Genomic DNA, 14,087 nt, shown 5'->3' with positions numbered 1-14,087 from the left:
CTAATATGAAAAAAGCAACAATTCTTATTGGATTGGTAATATCAATTATTTTACTAGTCTATTTCGTTTTTCTACGTGATTTTGACGAGAACAGGTTAAAAAGAAATGGTAATTTGCTAGTTGAAAAGATAGAGGAATATTCGGCATTGCATGGAAAACTACCTAATACTCTAAATGAAGTTGATTTAAGTAATATTGATTCTGAAGAACTATTCTATGAAAAACGAGATAGTGTTTACTATACTGTTTGGTTTGGGACTTCATTAGGTGAATCATTGATCTACTACTCAGACTCCAAAGAATGGGAGAATGGTTATCGAACTATTGATCAAGATTAAAATGCTAAGAAGTCTTGTTGTAAACCTATATTTACCATTGGGTCCCCCGTTCCCGCCATGTTTTACATGGTGGTAATTAATAAATACATACATTAAGATATAACCAAACCCCAAGCTTCTCTTAAAGCTTGGGGTTTTTTAATGTCCTAAGCCCCCAATTCTTTGCACTTGAAAGATATAGTAGATATTGTTTTGAACTCCATTGAATCCTGTAACTGAGTACTGTCCCAGACCTTGAGAAAGAATCGCTTTTTCCACCCTTCCTATAACATTGAGTTCTATGCTGTCATTAGCACGATTATTTTTGAAAGCAGATAAAGCTTTTTGTTCATGTTCTGAATCTGGGAAAAAACGAATAGAAACATGAGTGCCATTGAACTCTTCAATTTTAGTCCTCATAAAGCATAAGCTTTTTTAGCGTTAAAATCTCTTAGAAGTGCATCGATAACGTGTAGTAGTTGTTTTTTTTCTTCCTGCGGGAGTTTAGAAATCAGTTCCAGCCTTTTTAGTGCATCAGTATCGAGCTCAAGATCAGTTTTACCTACAAGGAAGTCGAGTGATACATTTAATGCATCAGCTATCTTAATGACCACATCAATAGAGGGTTTTACCTCATCTCTTTCATAGCGCCCAATGAGATCGCCAGAGGTGCCAGCAAGCTTGCCCAGCTCTTGCTGTGATATTTTTTTATTCTTGCGTAAAGTGGCGATATGGTTGCCTAAAGTCATAGATAAGTAAGTAAAATGATATAAATATGATGCTTTAGGTAAAAGTAGGTGATATAAATATCATAATCAAATCATATAAGTCTTGCTTTGTTCTGATATATCTTATAGATTTATGATAAATATATCAGTAAAAATTATTTTTAGAAAAATGAAAGCTACCACAGAACCTTTAGATACTTCCAACCCCGAACATCTCACCTTTACTCAGGGAGCATTAGAAATCGCTATTTTAGGAGGTATTAGAATGGAAGGCTTGGACAGGATGAGGGCAACCCTGAAAATCCAAGTGGAACACTTAAGCTTGCGCCACAACCTTGATTTATACAATGATACCCAAACAGAAAAGCTGATCAGGAAAATAGCAGAAAGGTTAGAAATAGGAACGAGTGTAGCAGCAGCGGCATTAACAGAACTCACAGACGAGCTGGAAGCCTACAGACTAAAAGAAATAGAATTAAAAGTCCAAACACAAGATAAGCGCAAGCAACTCACTACCACAGAGCGAAAGGAAGCCTTACAATATTTAAAAGCTCCTAACTTGATAGAACGCACAAAAGAGGATATAGGCAAGGCAGGAGTGATAGGAGAAGAAAACAACAGGCTATTGATGTATTTGATCTTTACGAGCCGAAAAAGAGATAATCCGCTGCATGTGATTAGCTTGGGCAGTTCTGGCATAGGTAAAACCCATTTGCAAGAGAAAGTAGCAGCTTTAATCCCCGAAGAGGATAAGCTGGAAATCACCAGCCTGAGCGGCAATGCCTTTTACTATTTTGGTCAGCAGGAACTAAGAAACAAACTCATACTCATAGAAGACCTGGACGGTGCGGAAGAAGTACTTTATCCTCTAAGAGAAATCAAGAGCAAAAAGCGGATCACCAAAACGGTAGTAGTTAAAAACACAAAAGGAGAGACCAGAACAGTGACCTTAACAGTAGAAGGCCCTGTTTGTGTAGCAGGCTGTACCACTAAAGAAAGTCTGTATGAAGATAATGCGAATCGATCGTTTATGATTTACATAGATGAAAGCAGGGGGCAGGATGAAAAAATTATGGCCTATCAGCGGAAGTTATCAGCAGGTAAAGTAGATATAGCAGCAGCCCATCAATTACAAGAGCTCTTAAAAAATACACAACGTGTGTTAAAGCCTGTAAGCATCAGAAACCCTTATGCAGAGCAGTTGCAGCTACCAGCTATCGTGTTTAAGCCCAGAAGAACGAATGCGCATTATTTAGCCTTCATCGAAGCGGTGACTTTTTACCATCAATACCAAAGAGAGGAAGAAACCGATAGGGAAACAGGAGAGGTTTACATCAATACAACTCTTGAAGATATAGAAGAAGCCAATAAGCTGATGAAGGAAGTATTGATCAGGAAATCCGATCCCTTGAATGAGGCAAGTCGAAATTATCTGGAATGGTTGAAATCATGGTTAAAGAAGGAGGGGAAAGAAGAATTTACCAATCAGGAAGTACGGAAAGCAACCAGAATAAATCCTAGCAATCAGAAGCGGTATATGGTAGAGTTGCAGGCCTATGATTTTGTAGAGAAGATCAAAGGAGAAAAGGGCAAAGTGCATCATTATAGAATAGTAGAAATGGAAGAATATGAAAGCTTAAAGCAAAATGTGGGAGGTGTATTAGATCAGTTGCTAAAAGTATTAAAAGAGTAAGAATCATTCCCCAAAGGGGAGTACTCGGTGCATGTTATAGACAGAGCACCGTGAAACAGCTTAATATAGTATATATCTGATTAGGTTCATTAAGCTTTATTCAATCGTAGTATAAATAGTACTAAAGGAAGAAGTAGTAAAATAAAGGGGGATGTTCATAGGTGGTTCAAGGGTGGTTCACTTACTCAATGAACCAGTAAAGCTGCAGCCTGTCAAGAGTTTATAAGCAAAGTTCAAAAGTTCTGGAAACACCAACCGAAGTGAAAAACAGAGCCTGTTAGGCGATTACCTGAGAACCTGCAATACTTGCCTGATAATAAGTGCCAAAAAGTAGTCATTGGAGTGATAAAGTTAGAATAAATATAGATGAAAAAGTTAAACCTATCCAATGCCTCATATCGCTATCTGGAAGAAAGCTTCAAAGAATGGCTTGCCGTGCAGGGCTATAGTATTACTACTGTGTACAACCTTCCCTTACACGTTCGTGAACTGCTCCACTATCTTGAGCAGCAGGAAATCAAAAACATCAGAGAGCTAAAAACAAAGCACATTGAAGGCTATTACCAAAAGCTAAAGGAACGAGCTAACAACAGGCGGGGCGGTGGGCTAAGTAATGGCCACCTGAACAAGCATATACAGGCATTACGAAAGTTTACTGAATACTTGAGAAAGGTAGGCAGGCTGGAAATCCCTGCAATCAGGTTAAAAGATGAAGAAGCGGTCAGGAAGCTAGACTATCTGACAGTGGAAGAAATTAGGCTTCTTTTTAAGGCAAGCTATCAGTTACCTGATAGAAAGCCGAATGCCTCAGATCAACTATATGAAGCAATACAGTCAAGAGACAGAGCCATGCTAGCTATTTACTATGGTTGTGGTCTAAGAAGAAATGAAGGCGTACAGCTGGAAGTAGAAGATATCAATTTTGATAGCAGCATATTGCATGTGAAAGGAGGGAAGAACTATAAAGAAAGGTTAGTACCAATCAGTAAAAGGAATCTACACCATTTAATTAGTTATGTCTATGATCATAGAACAGCTTTAAGCAGAGGCAGCAAGATAGGTAAGCTTTTTATTAGTTACAGCTCAGGAAAAGGCATGCAAGGCCAAAGCCTTCTGCTTAGACTAAAGAAGTTGCAATACCAAACAGGAGACTTGGACTTAATAGAAAAGGAGATAGGATTACATACGCTCAGGCATAGCATAGCTACCCACCTATTAACAGCAGGTATGAAACTGGAAAGCATTAGCAGGTTTTTAGGTCATAGCAGCTTAGAAAGTACGCAAATCTATGCGCACCTTCAGCATAAGCCCAGTGAGCAACAAACAGTCTATAAAAATATACCCGTCTATGAATATATCCAGCTATCAGAAGATGAAAGATGAGTTAATAAACCAAGTACAGCTGAAAGAAGGTTTTATAAAGTATCTGAAAGTAAAACAAGCCAGTAAAGCAAGTATCAAGAGTAGATTAAGGATAGTATCGGTCTACTTTGACTGGCTAGCTATAGAGAATCTGTCAGTGACAGAAGTAAGCTATACAGACTTATTAAGTTTTATGAAATGGTGCAATAGCAGGGAAGTAAGCCAAAGAACAATACAAAGTTATATAGGCACTATTAAGCACTTCTATAATTATTTACTAGAGGAAGAGTTGATCAGTAAAGATCCAGTAACAGATATAGCTGTAAAAGGCATTAAAAGGAAAACGCTTTACCCCATATTAAGTAGTGAGGATCTCCACAGCCTGTATAATCAATATCCTGCTGAAAGCCATCAGGATAAGCGTAATAAAGTGATGCTAGGCATGCTGATTTACCAAGGCTTAAGAACAACAGAGTTAGCCAGATTAGAAGTGAGCCATATTAAATTAAGAGAAGGAAACCTCGATGTACTGGGAGGTAAAAAATATAACGGCAGATTGCTGCAGTTAGAAAGCTATCAGGTCATGGATTTATACGACTATATATTACATGTTCGAGCTGAGCTGTTGCAGATGAAACCTAAAAGAAAAAGCCAAAAGCCACAGGTAACCAATAGACTATTTATTGGAGAAGCAGGTAACTGCTATAGTTTTAGCAATTTTATGACGCAGTTAATGCTAAAGGTAAAACAGATAAATAGTAGAGTAAAAAATGCTGAGCAGATCAGATCGAGTGTGATTACTAAGTGGCTAAGAGGCCATAATCTAAGAGAAGTTCAATACCTAGCAGGCCATCGCTATATCAGCAGTACAGAAAGCTATTTAAGAAACGATGTAGAAAGCTTAAAAGAAGAAATCCAGCAGTTCCATCCGATGGGATGAATTAATTGCAAAAATAAATCGTTAATTTGTATGGAAATAACATCAATTATGGGAGCACCTAAGATCAAAGAAGAACTCTACCATTTTATAGAAGAAGGAGATGCTAGGCTTATAAAAATGCTTTATGCTGTAGCTAAAGAATATACGCAAGATGATTATACTTTATCGGGCAAACCTATGACGGCAAATCAATTAAAGACAAGGGTCAGGGATGCTAAAGCAAGAATAGCGAAAGGTCAATATACTACTCAGGATGATCTTGAAAAAGAGATGCAGGAATGGTAAAGAAAAGGTTAGGTATTATCTGGGATGATGAAGCAAAAAGATCATTAAGAAGTATTTACAACTATATTAAGAAAAGAGAATCCATTGAGGTAGCCAAGAAAGTCAGAAACGAAATAGTAGCACAATCCAAGTCTTTGAGCGACTTTCCTGAGAAATTTGAAGAAGAGCCTAATTTAAAGGGTGAACCTGGTAATTATCGTTATAAAGTAATATGGAGCTATAAAATAATTTACGAGATTACCAGTAAAGCAATCTTGATCCTTGATATTTTTCATACAAGCAGAGATCCCTCAAACATCCAGAAAAAGAGATAACCCCCAGTAAAATCTTTATATCAACTCCACCAAAAAGCAGTAGGGCAGTAGTTGGTTCCGCACGGGCGGAACCATGCCGAGAGTGGTGCGATACGAGAGTGAGCAGTTTATTTTTTCTTCCCCATCGAGGGGTCGGAAAAATACTTGGTGAAGCGGTGTGCCTGTGGTGCGTTGGCAAGGCTGCAGTGCGGAAAAATGCAAATCTTCACGCCTTAAAACATGCGCTGCACACTGATTGTTGTTAATGGATCACCCGCTTAGCAAAAAAGCATAAGCAGGTAAATCGGTATCAGAGTACAGCGCATATTTAGCAGCCGCACAAACCCTATTTGCATTTTCCTCCCCTTGCTTGCCATCCGCTCCTCGCCACGTCTGTTCCTTTTTGTTTTTTTGATGTGTTTGATCCCTGCGGGGCAAAGGCAAAAAAACAAAACCACAGCCCGAGTTAGTGCGGGCCTGCGTGCCACCACCAGTCCCGTACAGCCCCCGCAAACCAGACGCACAATCCAAAGGCTGTCCGCACTGCCAAGCCTCTCCGCTTTGCTACGTTCCCCCTTGGCAGGCTGGTGGTGGCGCCCGCAGGGGCCCGCAGAGCAGACAGTGCAGGTCGGGAAAGTGAAGTGGTTCCAGCAAATTGTTGTGGTCGTTTTAGTGATCAGGATACTTACCGCGCTCTGCCAGATTTTTTACATTTAATGGGGTGCAGCAGTTCGCTTGGATCATTTTTTTGAAGAATAAATGCCACACAATCCCACGCACGCCCAAAGCTTTTATCCTTCAAAAAAACGTTAGTTTATATTGCCAACAAACTATTTAAATCCTCTCCTTAATGTCGGCAACCCATTTATTAAAGTCTTCAATCTTTGTAAACCTTTTAGACTGTTGTCCTTCTCCAAAATTAATCTGAACCTCGTGACCGTCTTTTAATGATGTTCTTACTAAATCAAATGCCCCATTAGCAGCAACAGGGCTTGCAGCATTGTTGTAAGTCTCCATAATTTTATTGTAATCGAAATTGTGTGCCATAATCATATGTTTTTAAAATTAAGTTATTTACTACTTATACGAATGAAAACTTAAAAAACAGGCGAGGGCGAAAAAAAATATTATTATCTTGAAAGCTTAAATGGGCTGTTTAAAATTATCATACCGACAGGCAGGGGAAAGCATGGGCAAAACCGCTGTTTTTTTAGGGGAGAGCCTAAAGAAAAAAGAGTGTGCGCTAAAAAATCGCTATAATTACTATCCTTTTGGTCTAACCTTTAACTCCTATCAGAGGAGCTACTCAAAGGCGAATAATTACAAGTACAACGGCAAGGAGGAGCAGGAAGAAACAGGGTGGATTGACTATGGGGCAAGAATGTATCAGCCTGATTTAGGGAGATGGAATGGAGTTGATAACCTAAGTGAGAAATATTCTGCATATAGTCCATATAATTATGTCCTGAATAACCCTATTGGAAATATTGACCCTGATGGAAATGAACCTATTAAACCTTTAGCTGGTACGGTTCAGGGGTTTGTTTCCTTCATGAATAATTTATCAACAGGTTTGGGAAAAACAAGAGGCAGTGATGCAAATGCTGGAATGCTAAGAATGGGTAAAACTAAGATGACCTTTAAAGGTCCTAAGCCAGCGAATACTGCTCCCTTTAATACTTCAGGTGGTAACCGATATATCTATACCAAAAAAGGTGGTTGGGTCGACATGGCGCACTTCATGTTTTATGCTGGTAGAAGTTATGGCTATAAGCAAAATGGAGAAGAACACCCTGTTGGTAAAGCATTACAAGATGGACTGTTGCAAGAGTTAGGTGATATGATTAATGCGGAGCATTCAGCTTTTAGTTATGAGGATTTACCTAGTGATAAATTTGGTGCACAATTTGGAGCAGATTTCTTTGACCCTGAAAGCGATCTGTCATTTGCTGAGCAGTTACAGAATTTCTTAGTTGATGTCTTGGGAGCGACTGATCCAGAAAATGCACCAAACTACGACAATTTGCCAGATGCGGATGACACATCTACACCACCAACCGAGACAAATATGTCTTCTGATCCGAAACACACAACAGAAGAAGAGAAGAAAGAGGATACAAAAGAATGACTAATATGAAAAAAGCAACAATTCTTATTGGATTGGTAATATCAATTATTTTACTAGTCTATTTCGTTTTTCTACGTGATTTTGACGAGAACAGGTTAAAAAGAAATGGTAATTTGCTAGTTGAAAAGATAGAGGAATATTCGGCATTGCATGGAAAACTACCTAATACTCTAAATGAAGTTGATTTAAGTAATATTGATTCTGAAGAACTATTCTATGAAAAACGAGATAGTGTTTACTATACTGTTTGGTTTGGGACTTCATTAGGTGAATCATTGATCTACTACTCAGACTCCAAAGAATGGGAGAATGGTTATCGAACTATTGATCAAGATTAAAATGCTAAGAAGTCTTGTTGTAAACCTATATTTACCATTGGGTCCCCCGTTCCCGCCATGTTTTACATGGTGGTAATTAATAAATACATACATTAAGATATAACCAAACCCCAAGCTTCTCTTAAAGCTTGGGGTTTTTTAATGTCCTAAGCCCCCAATTCTTTGCACTTGAAAGATATAGTAGATATTGTTTTGAACTCCATTGAATCCTGTAACTGAGTACTGTCCCAGACCTTGAGAAAGAATCGCTTTTTCCACCCTTCCTATAACATTGAGTTCTATGCTGTCATTAGCACGATTATTTTTGAAAGCAGATAAAGCTTTTTGTTCATGTTCTGAATCTGGGAAAAAACGAATAGAAACATGAGTGCCATTGAACTCTTCAATTTTAGTCCTCATAAAGCATAAGCTTTTTTAGCGTTAAAATCTCTTAGAAGTGCATCGATAACGTGTAGTAGTTGTTTTTTTTCTTCCTGCGGGAGTTTAGAAATCAGTTCCAGCCTTTTTAGTGCATCAGTATCGAGCTCAAGATCAGTTTTACCTACAAGGAAGTCGAGTGATACATTTAATGCATCAGCTATCTTAATGACCACATCAATAGAGGGTTTTACCTCATCTCTTTCATAGCGCCCAATGAGATCGCCAGAGGTGCCAGCAAGCTTGCCCAGCTCTTGCTGTGATATTTTTTTATTCTTGCGTAAAGTGGCGATATGGTTGCCTAAAGTCATAGATAAGTAAGTAAAATGATATAAATATGATGCTTTAGGTAAAAGTAGGTGATATAAATATCATAATCAAATCATATAAGTCTTGCTTTGTTCTGATATATCTTATAGATTTATGATAAATATATCAGTAAAAATTATTTTTAGAAAAATGAAAGCTACCACAGAACCTTTAGATACTTCCAACCCCGAACATCTCACCTTTACTCAGGGAGCATTAGAAATCGCTATTTTAGGAGGTATTAGAATGGAAGGCTTGGACAGGATGAGGGCAACCCTGAAAATCCAAGTGGAACACTTAAGCTTGCGCCACAACCTTGATTTATACAATGATACCCAAACAGAAAAGCTGATCAGGAAAATAGCAGAAAGGTTAGAAATAGGAACGAGTGTAGCAGCAGCGGCATTAACAGAACTCACAGACGAGCTGGAAGCCTACAGACTAAAAGAAATAGAATTAAAAGTCCAAACACAAGATAAGCGCAAGCAACTCACTACCACAGAGCGAAAGGAAGCCTTACAATATTTAAAAGCTCCTAACTTGATAGAACGCACAAAAGAGGATATAGGCAAGGCAGGAGTGATAGGAGAAGAAAACAACAGGCTATTGATGTATTTGATCTTTACGAGCCGAAAAAGAGATAATCCGCTGCATGTGATTAGCTTGGGCAGTTCTGGCATAGGTAAAACCCATTTGCAAGAGAAAGTAGCAGCTTTAATCCCCGAAGAGGATAAGCTGGAAATCACCAGCCTGAGCGGCAATGCCTTTTACTATTTTGGTCAGCAGGAACTAAGAAACAAACTCATACTCATAGAAGACCTGGACGGTGCGGAAGAAGTACTTTATCCTCTAAGAGAAATCAAGAGCAAAAAGCGGATCACCAAAACGGTAGTAGTTAAAAACACAAAAGGAGAGACCAGAACAGTGACCTTAACAGTAGAAGGCCCTGTTTGTGTAGCAGGCTGTACCACTAAAGAAAGTCTGTATGAAGATAATGCGAATCGATCGTTTATGATTTACATAGATGAAAGCAGGGGGCAGGATGAAAAAATTATGGCCTATCAGCGGAAGTTATCAGCAGGTAAAGTAGATATAGCAGCAGCCCATCAATTACAAGAGCTCTTAAAAAATACACAACGTGTGTTAAAGCCTGTAAGCATCAGAAACCCTTATGCAGAGCAGTTGCAGCTACCAGCTATCGTGTTTAAGCCCAGAAGAACGAATGCGCATTATTTAGCCTTCATCGAAGCGGTGACTTTTTACCATCAATACCAAAGAGAGGAAGAAACCGATAGGGAAACAGGAGAGGTTTACATCAATACAACTCTTGAAGATATAGAAGAAGCCAATAAGCTGATGAAGGAAGTATTGATCAGGAAATCCGATCCCTTGAATGAGGCAAGTCGAAATTATCTGGAATGGTTGAAATCATGGTTAAAGAAGGAGGGGAAAGAAGAATTTACCAATCAGGAAGTACGGAAAGCAACCAGAATAAATCCTAGCAATCAGAAGCGGTATATGGTAGAGTTGCAGGCCTATGATTTTGTAGAGAAGATCAAAGGAGAAAAGGGCAAAGTGCATCATTATAGAATAGTAGAAATGGAAGAATATGAAAGCTTAAAGCAAAATGTGGGAGGTGTATTAGATCAGTTGCTAAAAGTATTAAAAGAGTAAGAATCATTCCCCAAAGGGGAGTACTCGGTGCATGTTATAGACAGAGCACCGTGAAACAGCTTAATATAGTATATATCTGATTAGGTTCATTAAGCTTTATTCAATCGTAGTATAAATAGTACTAAAGGAAGAAGTAGTAAAATAAAGGGGGATGTTCATAGGTGGTTCAAGGGTGGTTCACTTACTCAATGAACCAGTAAAGCTGCAGCCTGTCAAGAGTTTATAAGCAAAGTTCAAAAGTTCTGGAAACACCAACCGAAGTGAAAAACAGAGCCTGTTAGGCGATTACCTGAGAACCTGCAATACTTGCCTGATAATAAGTGCCAAAAAGTAGTCATTGGAGTGATAAAGTTAGAATAAATATAGATGAAAAAGTTAAACCTATCCAATGCCTCATATCGCTATCTGGAAGAAAGCTTCAAAGAATGGCTTGCCGTGCAGGGCTATAGTATTACTACTGTGTACAACCTTCCCTTACACGTTCGTGAACTGCTCCACTATCTTGAGCAGCAGGAAATCAAAAACATCAGAGAGCTAAAAACAAAGCACATTGAAGGCTATTACCAAAAGCTAAAGGAACGAGCTAACAACAGGCGGGGCGGTGGGCTAAGTAATGGCCACCTGAACAAGCATATACAGGCATTACGAAAGTTTACTGAATACTTGAGAAAGGTAGGCAGGCTGGAAATCCCTGCAATCAGGTTAAAAGATGAAGAAGCGGTCAGGAAGCTAGACTATCTGACAGTGGAAGAAATTAGGCTTCTTTTTAAGGCAAGCTATCAGTTACCTGATAGAAAGCCGAATGCCTCAGATCAACTATATGAAGCAATACAGTCAAGAGACAGAGCCATGCTAGCTATTTACTATGGTTGTGGTCTAAGAAGAAATGAAGGCGTACAGCTGGAAGTAGAAGATATCAATTTTGATAGCAGCATATTGCATGTGAAAGGAGGGAAGAACTATAAAGAAAGGTTAGTACCAATCAGTAAAAGGAATCTACACCATTTAATTAGTTATGTCTATGATCATAGAACAGCTTTAAGCAGAGGCAGCAAGATAGGTAAGCTTTTTATTAGTTACAGCTCAGGAAAAGGCATGCAAGGCCAAAGCCTTCTGCTTAGACTAAAGAAGTTGCAATACCAAACAGGAGACTTGGACTTAATAGAAAAGGAGATAGGATTACATACGCTCAGGCATAGCATAGCTACCCACCTATTAACAGCAGGTATGAAACTGGAAAGCATTAGCAGGTTTTTAGGTCATAGCAGCTTAGAAAGTACGCAAATCTATGCGCACCTTCAGCATAAGCCCAGTGAGCAACAAACAGTCTATAAAAATATACCCGTCTATGAATATATCCAGCTATCAGAAGATGAAAGATGAGTTAATAAACCAAGTACAGCTGAAAGAAGGTTTTATAAAGTATCTGAAAGTAAAACAAGCCAGTAAAGCAAGTATCAAGAGTAGATTAAGGATAGTATCGGTCTACTTTGACTGGCTAGCTATAGAGAATCTGTCAGTGACAGAAGTAAGCTATACAGACTTATTAAGTTTTATGAAATGGTGCAATAGCAGGGAAGTAAGCCAAAGAACAATACAAAGTTATATAGGCACTATTAAGCACTTCTATAATTATTTACTAGAGGAAGAGTTGATCAGTAAAGATCCAGTAACAGATATAGCTGTAAAAGGCATTAAAAGGAAAACGCTTTACCCCATATTAAGTAGTGAGGATCTCCACAGCCTGTATAATCAATATCCTGCTGAAAGCCATCAGGATAAGCGTAATAAAGTGATGCTAGGCATGCTGATTTACCAAGGCTTAAGAACAACAGAGTTAGCCAGATTAGAAGTGAGCCATATTAAATTAAGAGAAGGAAACCTCGATGTACTGGGAGGTAAAAAATATAACGGCAGATTGCTGCAGTTAGAAAGCTATCAGGTCATGGATTTATACGACTATATATTACATGTTCGAGCTGAGCTGTTGCAGATGAAACCTAAAAGAAAAAGCCAAAAGCCACAGGTAACCAATAGACTATTTATTGGAGAAGCAGGTAACTGCTATAGTTTTAGCAATTTTATGACGCAGTTAATGCTAAAGGTAAAACAGATAAATAGTAGAGTAAAAAATGCTGAGCAGATCAGATCGAGTGTGATTACTAAGTGGCTAAGAGGCCATAATCTAAGAGAAGTTCAATACCTAGCAGGCCATCGCTATATCAGCAGTACAGAAAGCTATTTAAGAAACGATGTAGAAAGCTTAAAAGAAGAAATCCAGCAGTTCCATCCGATGGGATGAATTAATTGCAAAAATAAATCGTTAATTTGTATGGAAATAACATCAATTATGGGAGCACCTAAGATCAAAGAAGAACTCTACCATTTTATAGAAGAAGGAGATGCTAGGCTTATAAAAATGCTTTATGCTGTAGCTAAAGAATATACGCAAGATGATTATACTTTATCGGGCAAACCTATGACGGCAAATCAATTAAAGACAAGGGTCAGGGATGCTAAAGCAAGAATAGCGAAAGGTCAATATACTACTCAGGATGATCTTGAAAAAGAGATGCAGGAATGGTAAAGAAAAGGTTAGGTATTATCTGGGATGATGAAGCAAAAAGATCATTAAGAAGTATTTACAACTATATTAAGAAAAGAGAATCCATTGAGGTAGCCAAGAAAGTCAGAAACGAAATAGTAGCACAATCCAAGTCTTTGAGCGACTTTCCTGAGAAATTTGAAGAAGAGCCTAATTTAAAGGGTGAACCTGGTAATTATCGTTATAAAGTAATATGGAGCTATAAAATAATTTACGAGATTACCAGTAAAGCAATCTTGATCCTTGATATTTTTCATACAAGCAGAGATCCCTCAAACATCCAGAAAAAGAGATAACCCCCAGTAAAATCTTTATATCAACTCCACCAAAAAGCAGTAGGGCAGTAGTTGGTTCCGCACGGGCGGAACCATGCCGAGAGTGGTGCGATACGAGAGTGAGCAGTTTATTTTTTCTTCCCCATCGAGGGGTCGGAAAAATACTTGGTGAAGCGGTGTGCCTGTGGTGCGTTGGCAAGGCTGCAGTGCGGAAAAATGCAAATCTTCACGCCTTAAAACATGCGCTGCACACTGATTGTTGTTAATGGATCACCCGCTTAGCAAAAAAGCATAAGCAGGTAAATCGGTATCAGAGTACAGCGCATATTTAGCAGCCGCACAAACCCTATTTGCATTTTCCTCCCCTTGCTTGCCATCCGCTCCTCGCCACGTCTGTTCCTTTTTGTTTTTTTGATGTGTTTGATCCCTGCGGGGCAAAGGCAAAAAAACAAAACCACAGCCCGAGTTAGTGCGGGCCTGCGTGCCACCACCAGTCCCGTACAGCCCCCGCAAACCAGACGCACAATCCAAAGGCTGTCCGCACTGCCAAGCCTCTCCGCTTTGCTACGTTCCCCCTTGGCAGGCTGGTGGTGGCGCCCGCAGGGGCCCGCAGAGCAGACAGTGCAGGTCGGGAAAGTGAAGTGGTTCCAGCAAATTGTTGTGGTCGTTTTAGTGATCAGGATACTTACCGCGCTCTGCCAGATTTTTTACATTTAATGGGGT

At 39.0% G+C, this 14,087-nt stretch carries 18 protein-coding genes; 13 read left to right on the top strand and 5 right to left on the bottom strand.

All coding sequences use genetic code 11. The features are described 5' to 3' along the window. Nucleotides 1-5 precede the first annotated feature (5 nt). Nucleotides 6-338, top strand: coding sequence for a hypothetical protein (locus QYS47_RS11260; protein WP_322346157.1), 333 nt, complete (start codon nucleotides 6-8; stop codon nucleotides 336-338). A 138-nt stretch (nucleotides 339-476) separates the two neighbouring features. Here QYS47_RS11260 and QYS47_RS11255 read toward each other — a convergent pair whose 3' ends face one another. Continuing rightward, a complete protein-coding gene (locus tag QYS47_RS11255) occupies nucleotides 477-737 on the bottom strand; it encodes a hypothetical protein (protein ID WP_302124768.1) in 261 nt (86 codons plus the stop codon). Continuing rightward, on the bottom strand, nucleotides 734-1,066 hold the full coding sequence (locus QYS47_RS11250) for a helix-turn-helix domain-containing protein (RefSeq protein WP_322346153.1): 333 nt from the start codon (nucleotides 1,064-1,066) through the stop codon (nucleotides 734-736). Before QYS47_RS11250 ends, QYS47_RS11255 begins: the two co-directional genes overlap by 4 nt. Nucleotides 1,067-1,178: 112 nt before the next feature. On the opposite strand from QYS47_RS11250, the gene QYS47_RS11245 reads away from it, so the two are divergent. The 5 genes from QYS47_RS11245 to QYS47_RS11225 all read left to right on the top strand — a co-directional run bounded on the left by QYS47_RS11245 (nucleotide 1,179) and on the right by QYS47_RS11225 (nucleotide 5,639). Further along, a complete protein-coding gene (locus QYS47_RS11245) occupies nucleotides 1,179-2,738 on the top strand; it encodes a hypothetical protein (protein ID WP_322346150.1) in 1,560 nt (519 codons plus the stop codon). 366 nt (nucleotides 2,739-3,104) lie between these two features. Next, nucleotides 3,105-4,121 (top strand): tyrosine-type recombinase/integrase, encoded by a 1,017-nt coding sequence (locus QYS47_RS11240; protein ID WP_322346148.1) that lies wholly within the window; start codon nucleotides 3,105-3,107, stop codon nucleotides 4,119-4,121. Beyond that, the gene (locus QYS47_RS11235; protein WP_322346146.1) at nucleotides 4,087-5,040 is read left to right on the top strand and encodes a tyrosine-type recombinase/integrase; all 954 of its coding nucleotides are present in this window, start codon (nucleotides 4,087-4,089) and stop codon (nucleotides 5,038-5,040) included. The genes QYS47_RS11240 and QYS47_RS11235 overlap by 35 nt, the downstream gene beginning before the upstream one ends. A gap of 30 nt (nucleotides 5,041-5,070) precedes the next feature. Continuing rightward, nucleotides 5,071-5,325: a hypothetical protein gene (locus QYS47_RS11230; RefSeq protein ID WP_302124787.1), complete on the top strand. Its 255-nt coding sequence runs from the start codon at nucleotides 5,071-5,073 to the stop codon at nucleotides 5,323-5,325. Then, entirely contained in the window at nucleotides 5,319-5,639 is a 321-nt protein-coding gene (locus QYS47_RS11225) for a type II toxin-antitoxin system RelE/ParE family toxin (protein WP_302124789.1), read from the top strand. Before QYS47_RS11230 ends, QYS47_RS11225 begins: the two co-directional genes overlap by 7 nt. Nucleotides 5,640-6,452: 813 nt before the next feature. Here QYS47_RS11225 and QYS47_RS11220 read toward each other — a convergent pair. Then, entirely contained in the window at nucleotides 6,453-6,665 is a 213-nt protein-coding gene (locus tag QYS47_RS11220) for a hypothetical protein (protein WP_302124793.1), read from the bottom strand. A 100-nt stretch (nucleotides 6,666-6,765) separates the two neighbouring features. Here QYS47_RS11220 and QYS47_RS11215 point away from each other — a divergent pair, with 100 nt between their 5' ends. Next, nucleotides 6,766-7,746: an RHS repeat domain-containing protein gene (locus tag QYS47_RS11215; protein ID WP_322346159.1), complete on the top strand. Its 981-nt coding sequence runs from the start codon at nucleotides 6,766-6,768 to the stop codon at nucleotides 7,744-7,746. A 5-nt stretch (nucleotides 7,747-7,751) separates the two neighbouring features. Then, nucleotides 7,752-8,084 (top strand): hypothetical protein, encoded by a 333-nt coding sequence (locus QYS47_RS11210; RefSeq protein WP_322346157.1) that lies wholly within the window; start codon nucleotides 7,752-7,754, stop codon nucleotides 8,082-8,084. Between the two features lie 138 nt (nucleotides 8,085-8,222). On the opposite strand, the gene QYS47_RS11205 is transcribed toward QYS47_RS11210, so the two are convergent. Further along, complete coding sequence (locus QYS47_RS11205; protein WP_302124768.1) at nucleotides 8,223-8,483, bottom strand: hypothetical protein; 261 nt, start codon at nucleotides 8,481-8,483, stop codon at nucleotides 8,223-8,225. Beyond that, entirely contained in the window at nucleotides 8,480-8,812 is a 333-nt protein-coding gene (locus tag QYS47_RS11200) for a helix-turn-helix domain-containing protein (protein ID WP_322346153.1), read from the bottom strand. The genes QYS47_RS11205 and QYS47_RS11200 overlap by 4 nt, the downstream gene beginning before the upstream one ends. Before the next feature lie 112 nt (nucleotides 8,813-8,924). Between QYS47_RS11200 and QYS47_RS11195 the strand changes: the two genes are divergently transcribed. The 5 genes from QYS47_RS11195 to QYS47_RS11175 all read left to right on the top strand — a co-directional run bounded on the left by QYS47_RS11195 (nucleotide 8,925) and on the right by QYS47_RS11175 (nucleotide 13,385). Continuing rightward, nucleotides 8,925-10,484: a hypothetical protein gene (locus tag QYS47_RS11195; protein ID WP_322346150.1), complete on the top strand. Its 1,560-nt coding sequence runs from the start codon at nucleotides 8,925-8,927 to the stop codon at nucleotides 10,482-10,484. Nucleotides 10,485-10,850: 366 nt separating this feature from the next. Next, nucleotides 10,851-11,867: a tyrosine-type recombinase/integrase gene (locus tag QYS47_RS11190; RefSeq protein WP_322346148.1), complete on the top strand. Its 1,017-nt coding sequence runs from the start codon at nucleotides 10,851-10,853 to the stop codon at nucleotides 11,865-11,867. After that, nucleotides 11,833-12,786, top strand: coding sequence for a tyrosine-type recombinase/integrase (locus QYS47_RS11185; RefSeq protein WP_322346146.1), 954 nt, complete (start codon nucleotides 11,833-11,835; stop codon nucleotides 12,784-12,786). Before QYS47_RS11190 ends, QYS47_RS11185 begins: the two co-directional genes overlap by 35 nt. Nucleotides 12,787-12,816: 30 nt before the next feature. Then, nucleotides 12,817-13,071: a hypothetical protein gene (locus QYS47_RS11180; protein ID WP_302124787.1), complete on the top strand. Its 255-nt coding sequence runs from the start codon at nucleotides 12,817-12,819 to the stop codon at nucleotides 13,069-13,071. Continuing rightward, nucleotides 13,065-13,385 (top strand): type II toxin-antitoxin system RelE/ParE family toxin, encoded by a 321-nt coding sequence (locus QYS47_RS11175; RefSeq protein WP_302124789.1) that lies wholly within the window; start codon nucleotides 13,065-13,067, stop codon nucleotides 13,383-13,385. Before QYS47_RS11180 ends, QYS47_RS11175 begins: the two co-directional genes overlap by 7 nt. Nucleotides 13,386-14,087: the final 702 nt, after the last annotated feature.

The organism is Marivirga arenosa, assembly GCF_030503875.2.
Classification (GTDB): domain Bacteria; phylum Bacteroidota; class Bacteroidia; order Cytophagales; family Cyclobacteriaceae; genus Marivirga; species Marivirga arenosa.
This window is presented reverse-complemented; position numbering and strand designations above follow the sequence as displayed.

Excerpts from the sequence above, each read along its gene's own strand:
- QYS47_RS11260 (WP_322346157.1), top strand. The coding sequence starts at position 6 with ATGAAAAAAGCAACAATTCTTATTGGATTGGTAATATCAATTATTTTA.
- QYS47_RS11255 (WP_302124768.1), bottom strand. The coding sequence starts at position 737 with ATGAGGACTAAAATTGAAGAGTTCAATGGCACTCATGTTTCTATTCGT.
- QYS47_RS11250 (WP_322346153.1), bottom strand. The coding sequence starts at position 1,066 with ATGACTTTAGGCAACCATATCGCCACTTTACGCAAGAATAAAAAAATA.
- QYS47_RS11245 (WP_322346150.1), top strand. The coding sequence starts at position 1,179 with ATGATAAATATATCAGTAAAAATTATTTTTAGAAAAATGAAAGCTACC.
- QYS47_RS11240 (WP_322346148.1), top strand. The coding sequence starts at position 3,105 with ATGAAAAAGTTAAACCTATCCAATGCCTCATATCGCTATCTGGAAGAA.
- QYS47_RS11235 (WP_322346146.1), top strand. The coding sequence starts at position 4,087 with ATGAATATATCCAGCTATCAGAAGATGAAAGATGAGTTAATAAACCAA.
- QYS47_RS11230 (WP_302124787.1), top strand. The coding sequence starts at position 5,071 with ATGGAAATAACATCAATTATGGGAGCACCTAAGATCAAAGAAGAACTC.
- QYS47_RS11225 (WP_302124789.1), top strand. The coding sequence starts at position 5,319 with ATGGTAAAGAAAAGGTTAGGTATTATCTGGGATGATGAAGCAAAAAGA.
- QYS47_RS11220 (WP_302124793.1), bottom strand. The coding sequence starts at position 6,665 with ATGGCACACAATTTCGATTACAATAAAATTATGGAGACTTACAACAAT.
- QYS47_RS11215 (WP_322346159.1), top strand. The coding sequence starts at position 6,766 with ATGGGCTGTTTAAAATTATCATACCGACAGGCAGGGGAAAGCATGGGC.
- QYS47_RS11210 (WP_322346157.1), top strand. The coding sequence starts at position 7,752 with ATGAAAAAAGCAACAATTCTTATTGGATTGGTAATATCAATTATTTTA.
- QYS47_RS11205 (WP_302124768.1), bottom strand. The coding sequence starts at position 8,483 with ATGAGGACTAAAATTGAAGAGTTCAATGGCACTCATGTTTCTATTCGT.
- QYS47_RS11200 (WP_322346153.1), bottom strand. The coding sequence starts at position 8,812 with ATGACTTTAGGCAACCATATCGCCACTTTACGCAAGAATAAAAAAATA.
- QYS47_RS11195 (WP_322346150.1), top strand. The coding sequence starts at position 8,925 with ATGATAAATATATCAGTAAAAATTATTTTTAGAAAAATGAAAGCTACC.
- QYS47_RS11190 (WP_322346148.1), top strand. The coding sequence starts at position 10,851 with ATGAAAAAGTTAAACCTATCCAATGCCTCATATCGCTATCTGGAAGAA.
- QYS47_RS11185 (WP_322346146.1), top strand. The coding sequence starts at position 11,833 with ATGAATATATCCAGCTATCAGAAGATGAAAGATGAGTTAATAAACCAA.
- QYS47_RS11180 (WP_302124787.1), top strand. The coding sequence starts at position 12,817 with ATGGAAATAACATCAATTATGGGAGCACCTAAGATCAAAGAAGAACTC.
- QYS47_RS11175 (WP_302124789.1), top strand. The coding sequence starts at position 13,065 with ATGGTAAAGAAAAGGTTAGGTATTATCTGGGATGATGAAGCAAAAAGA.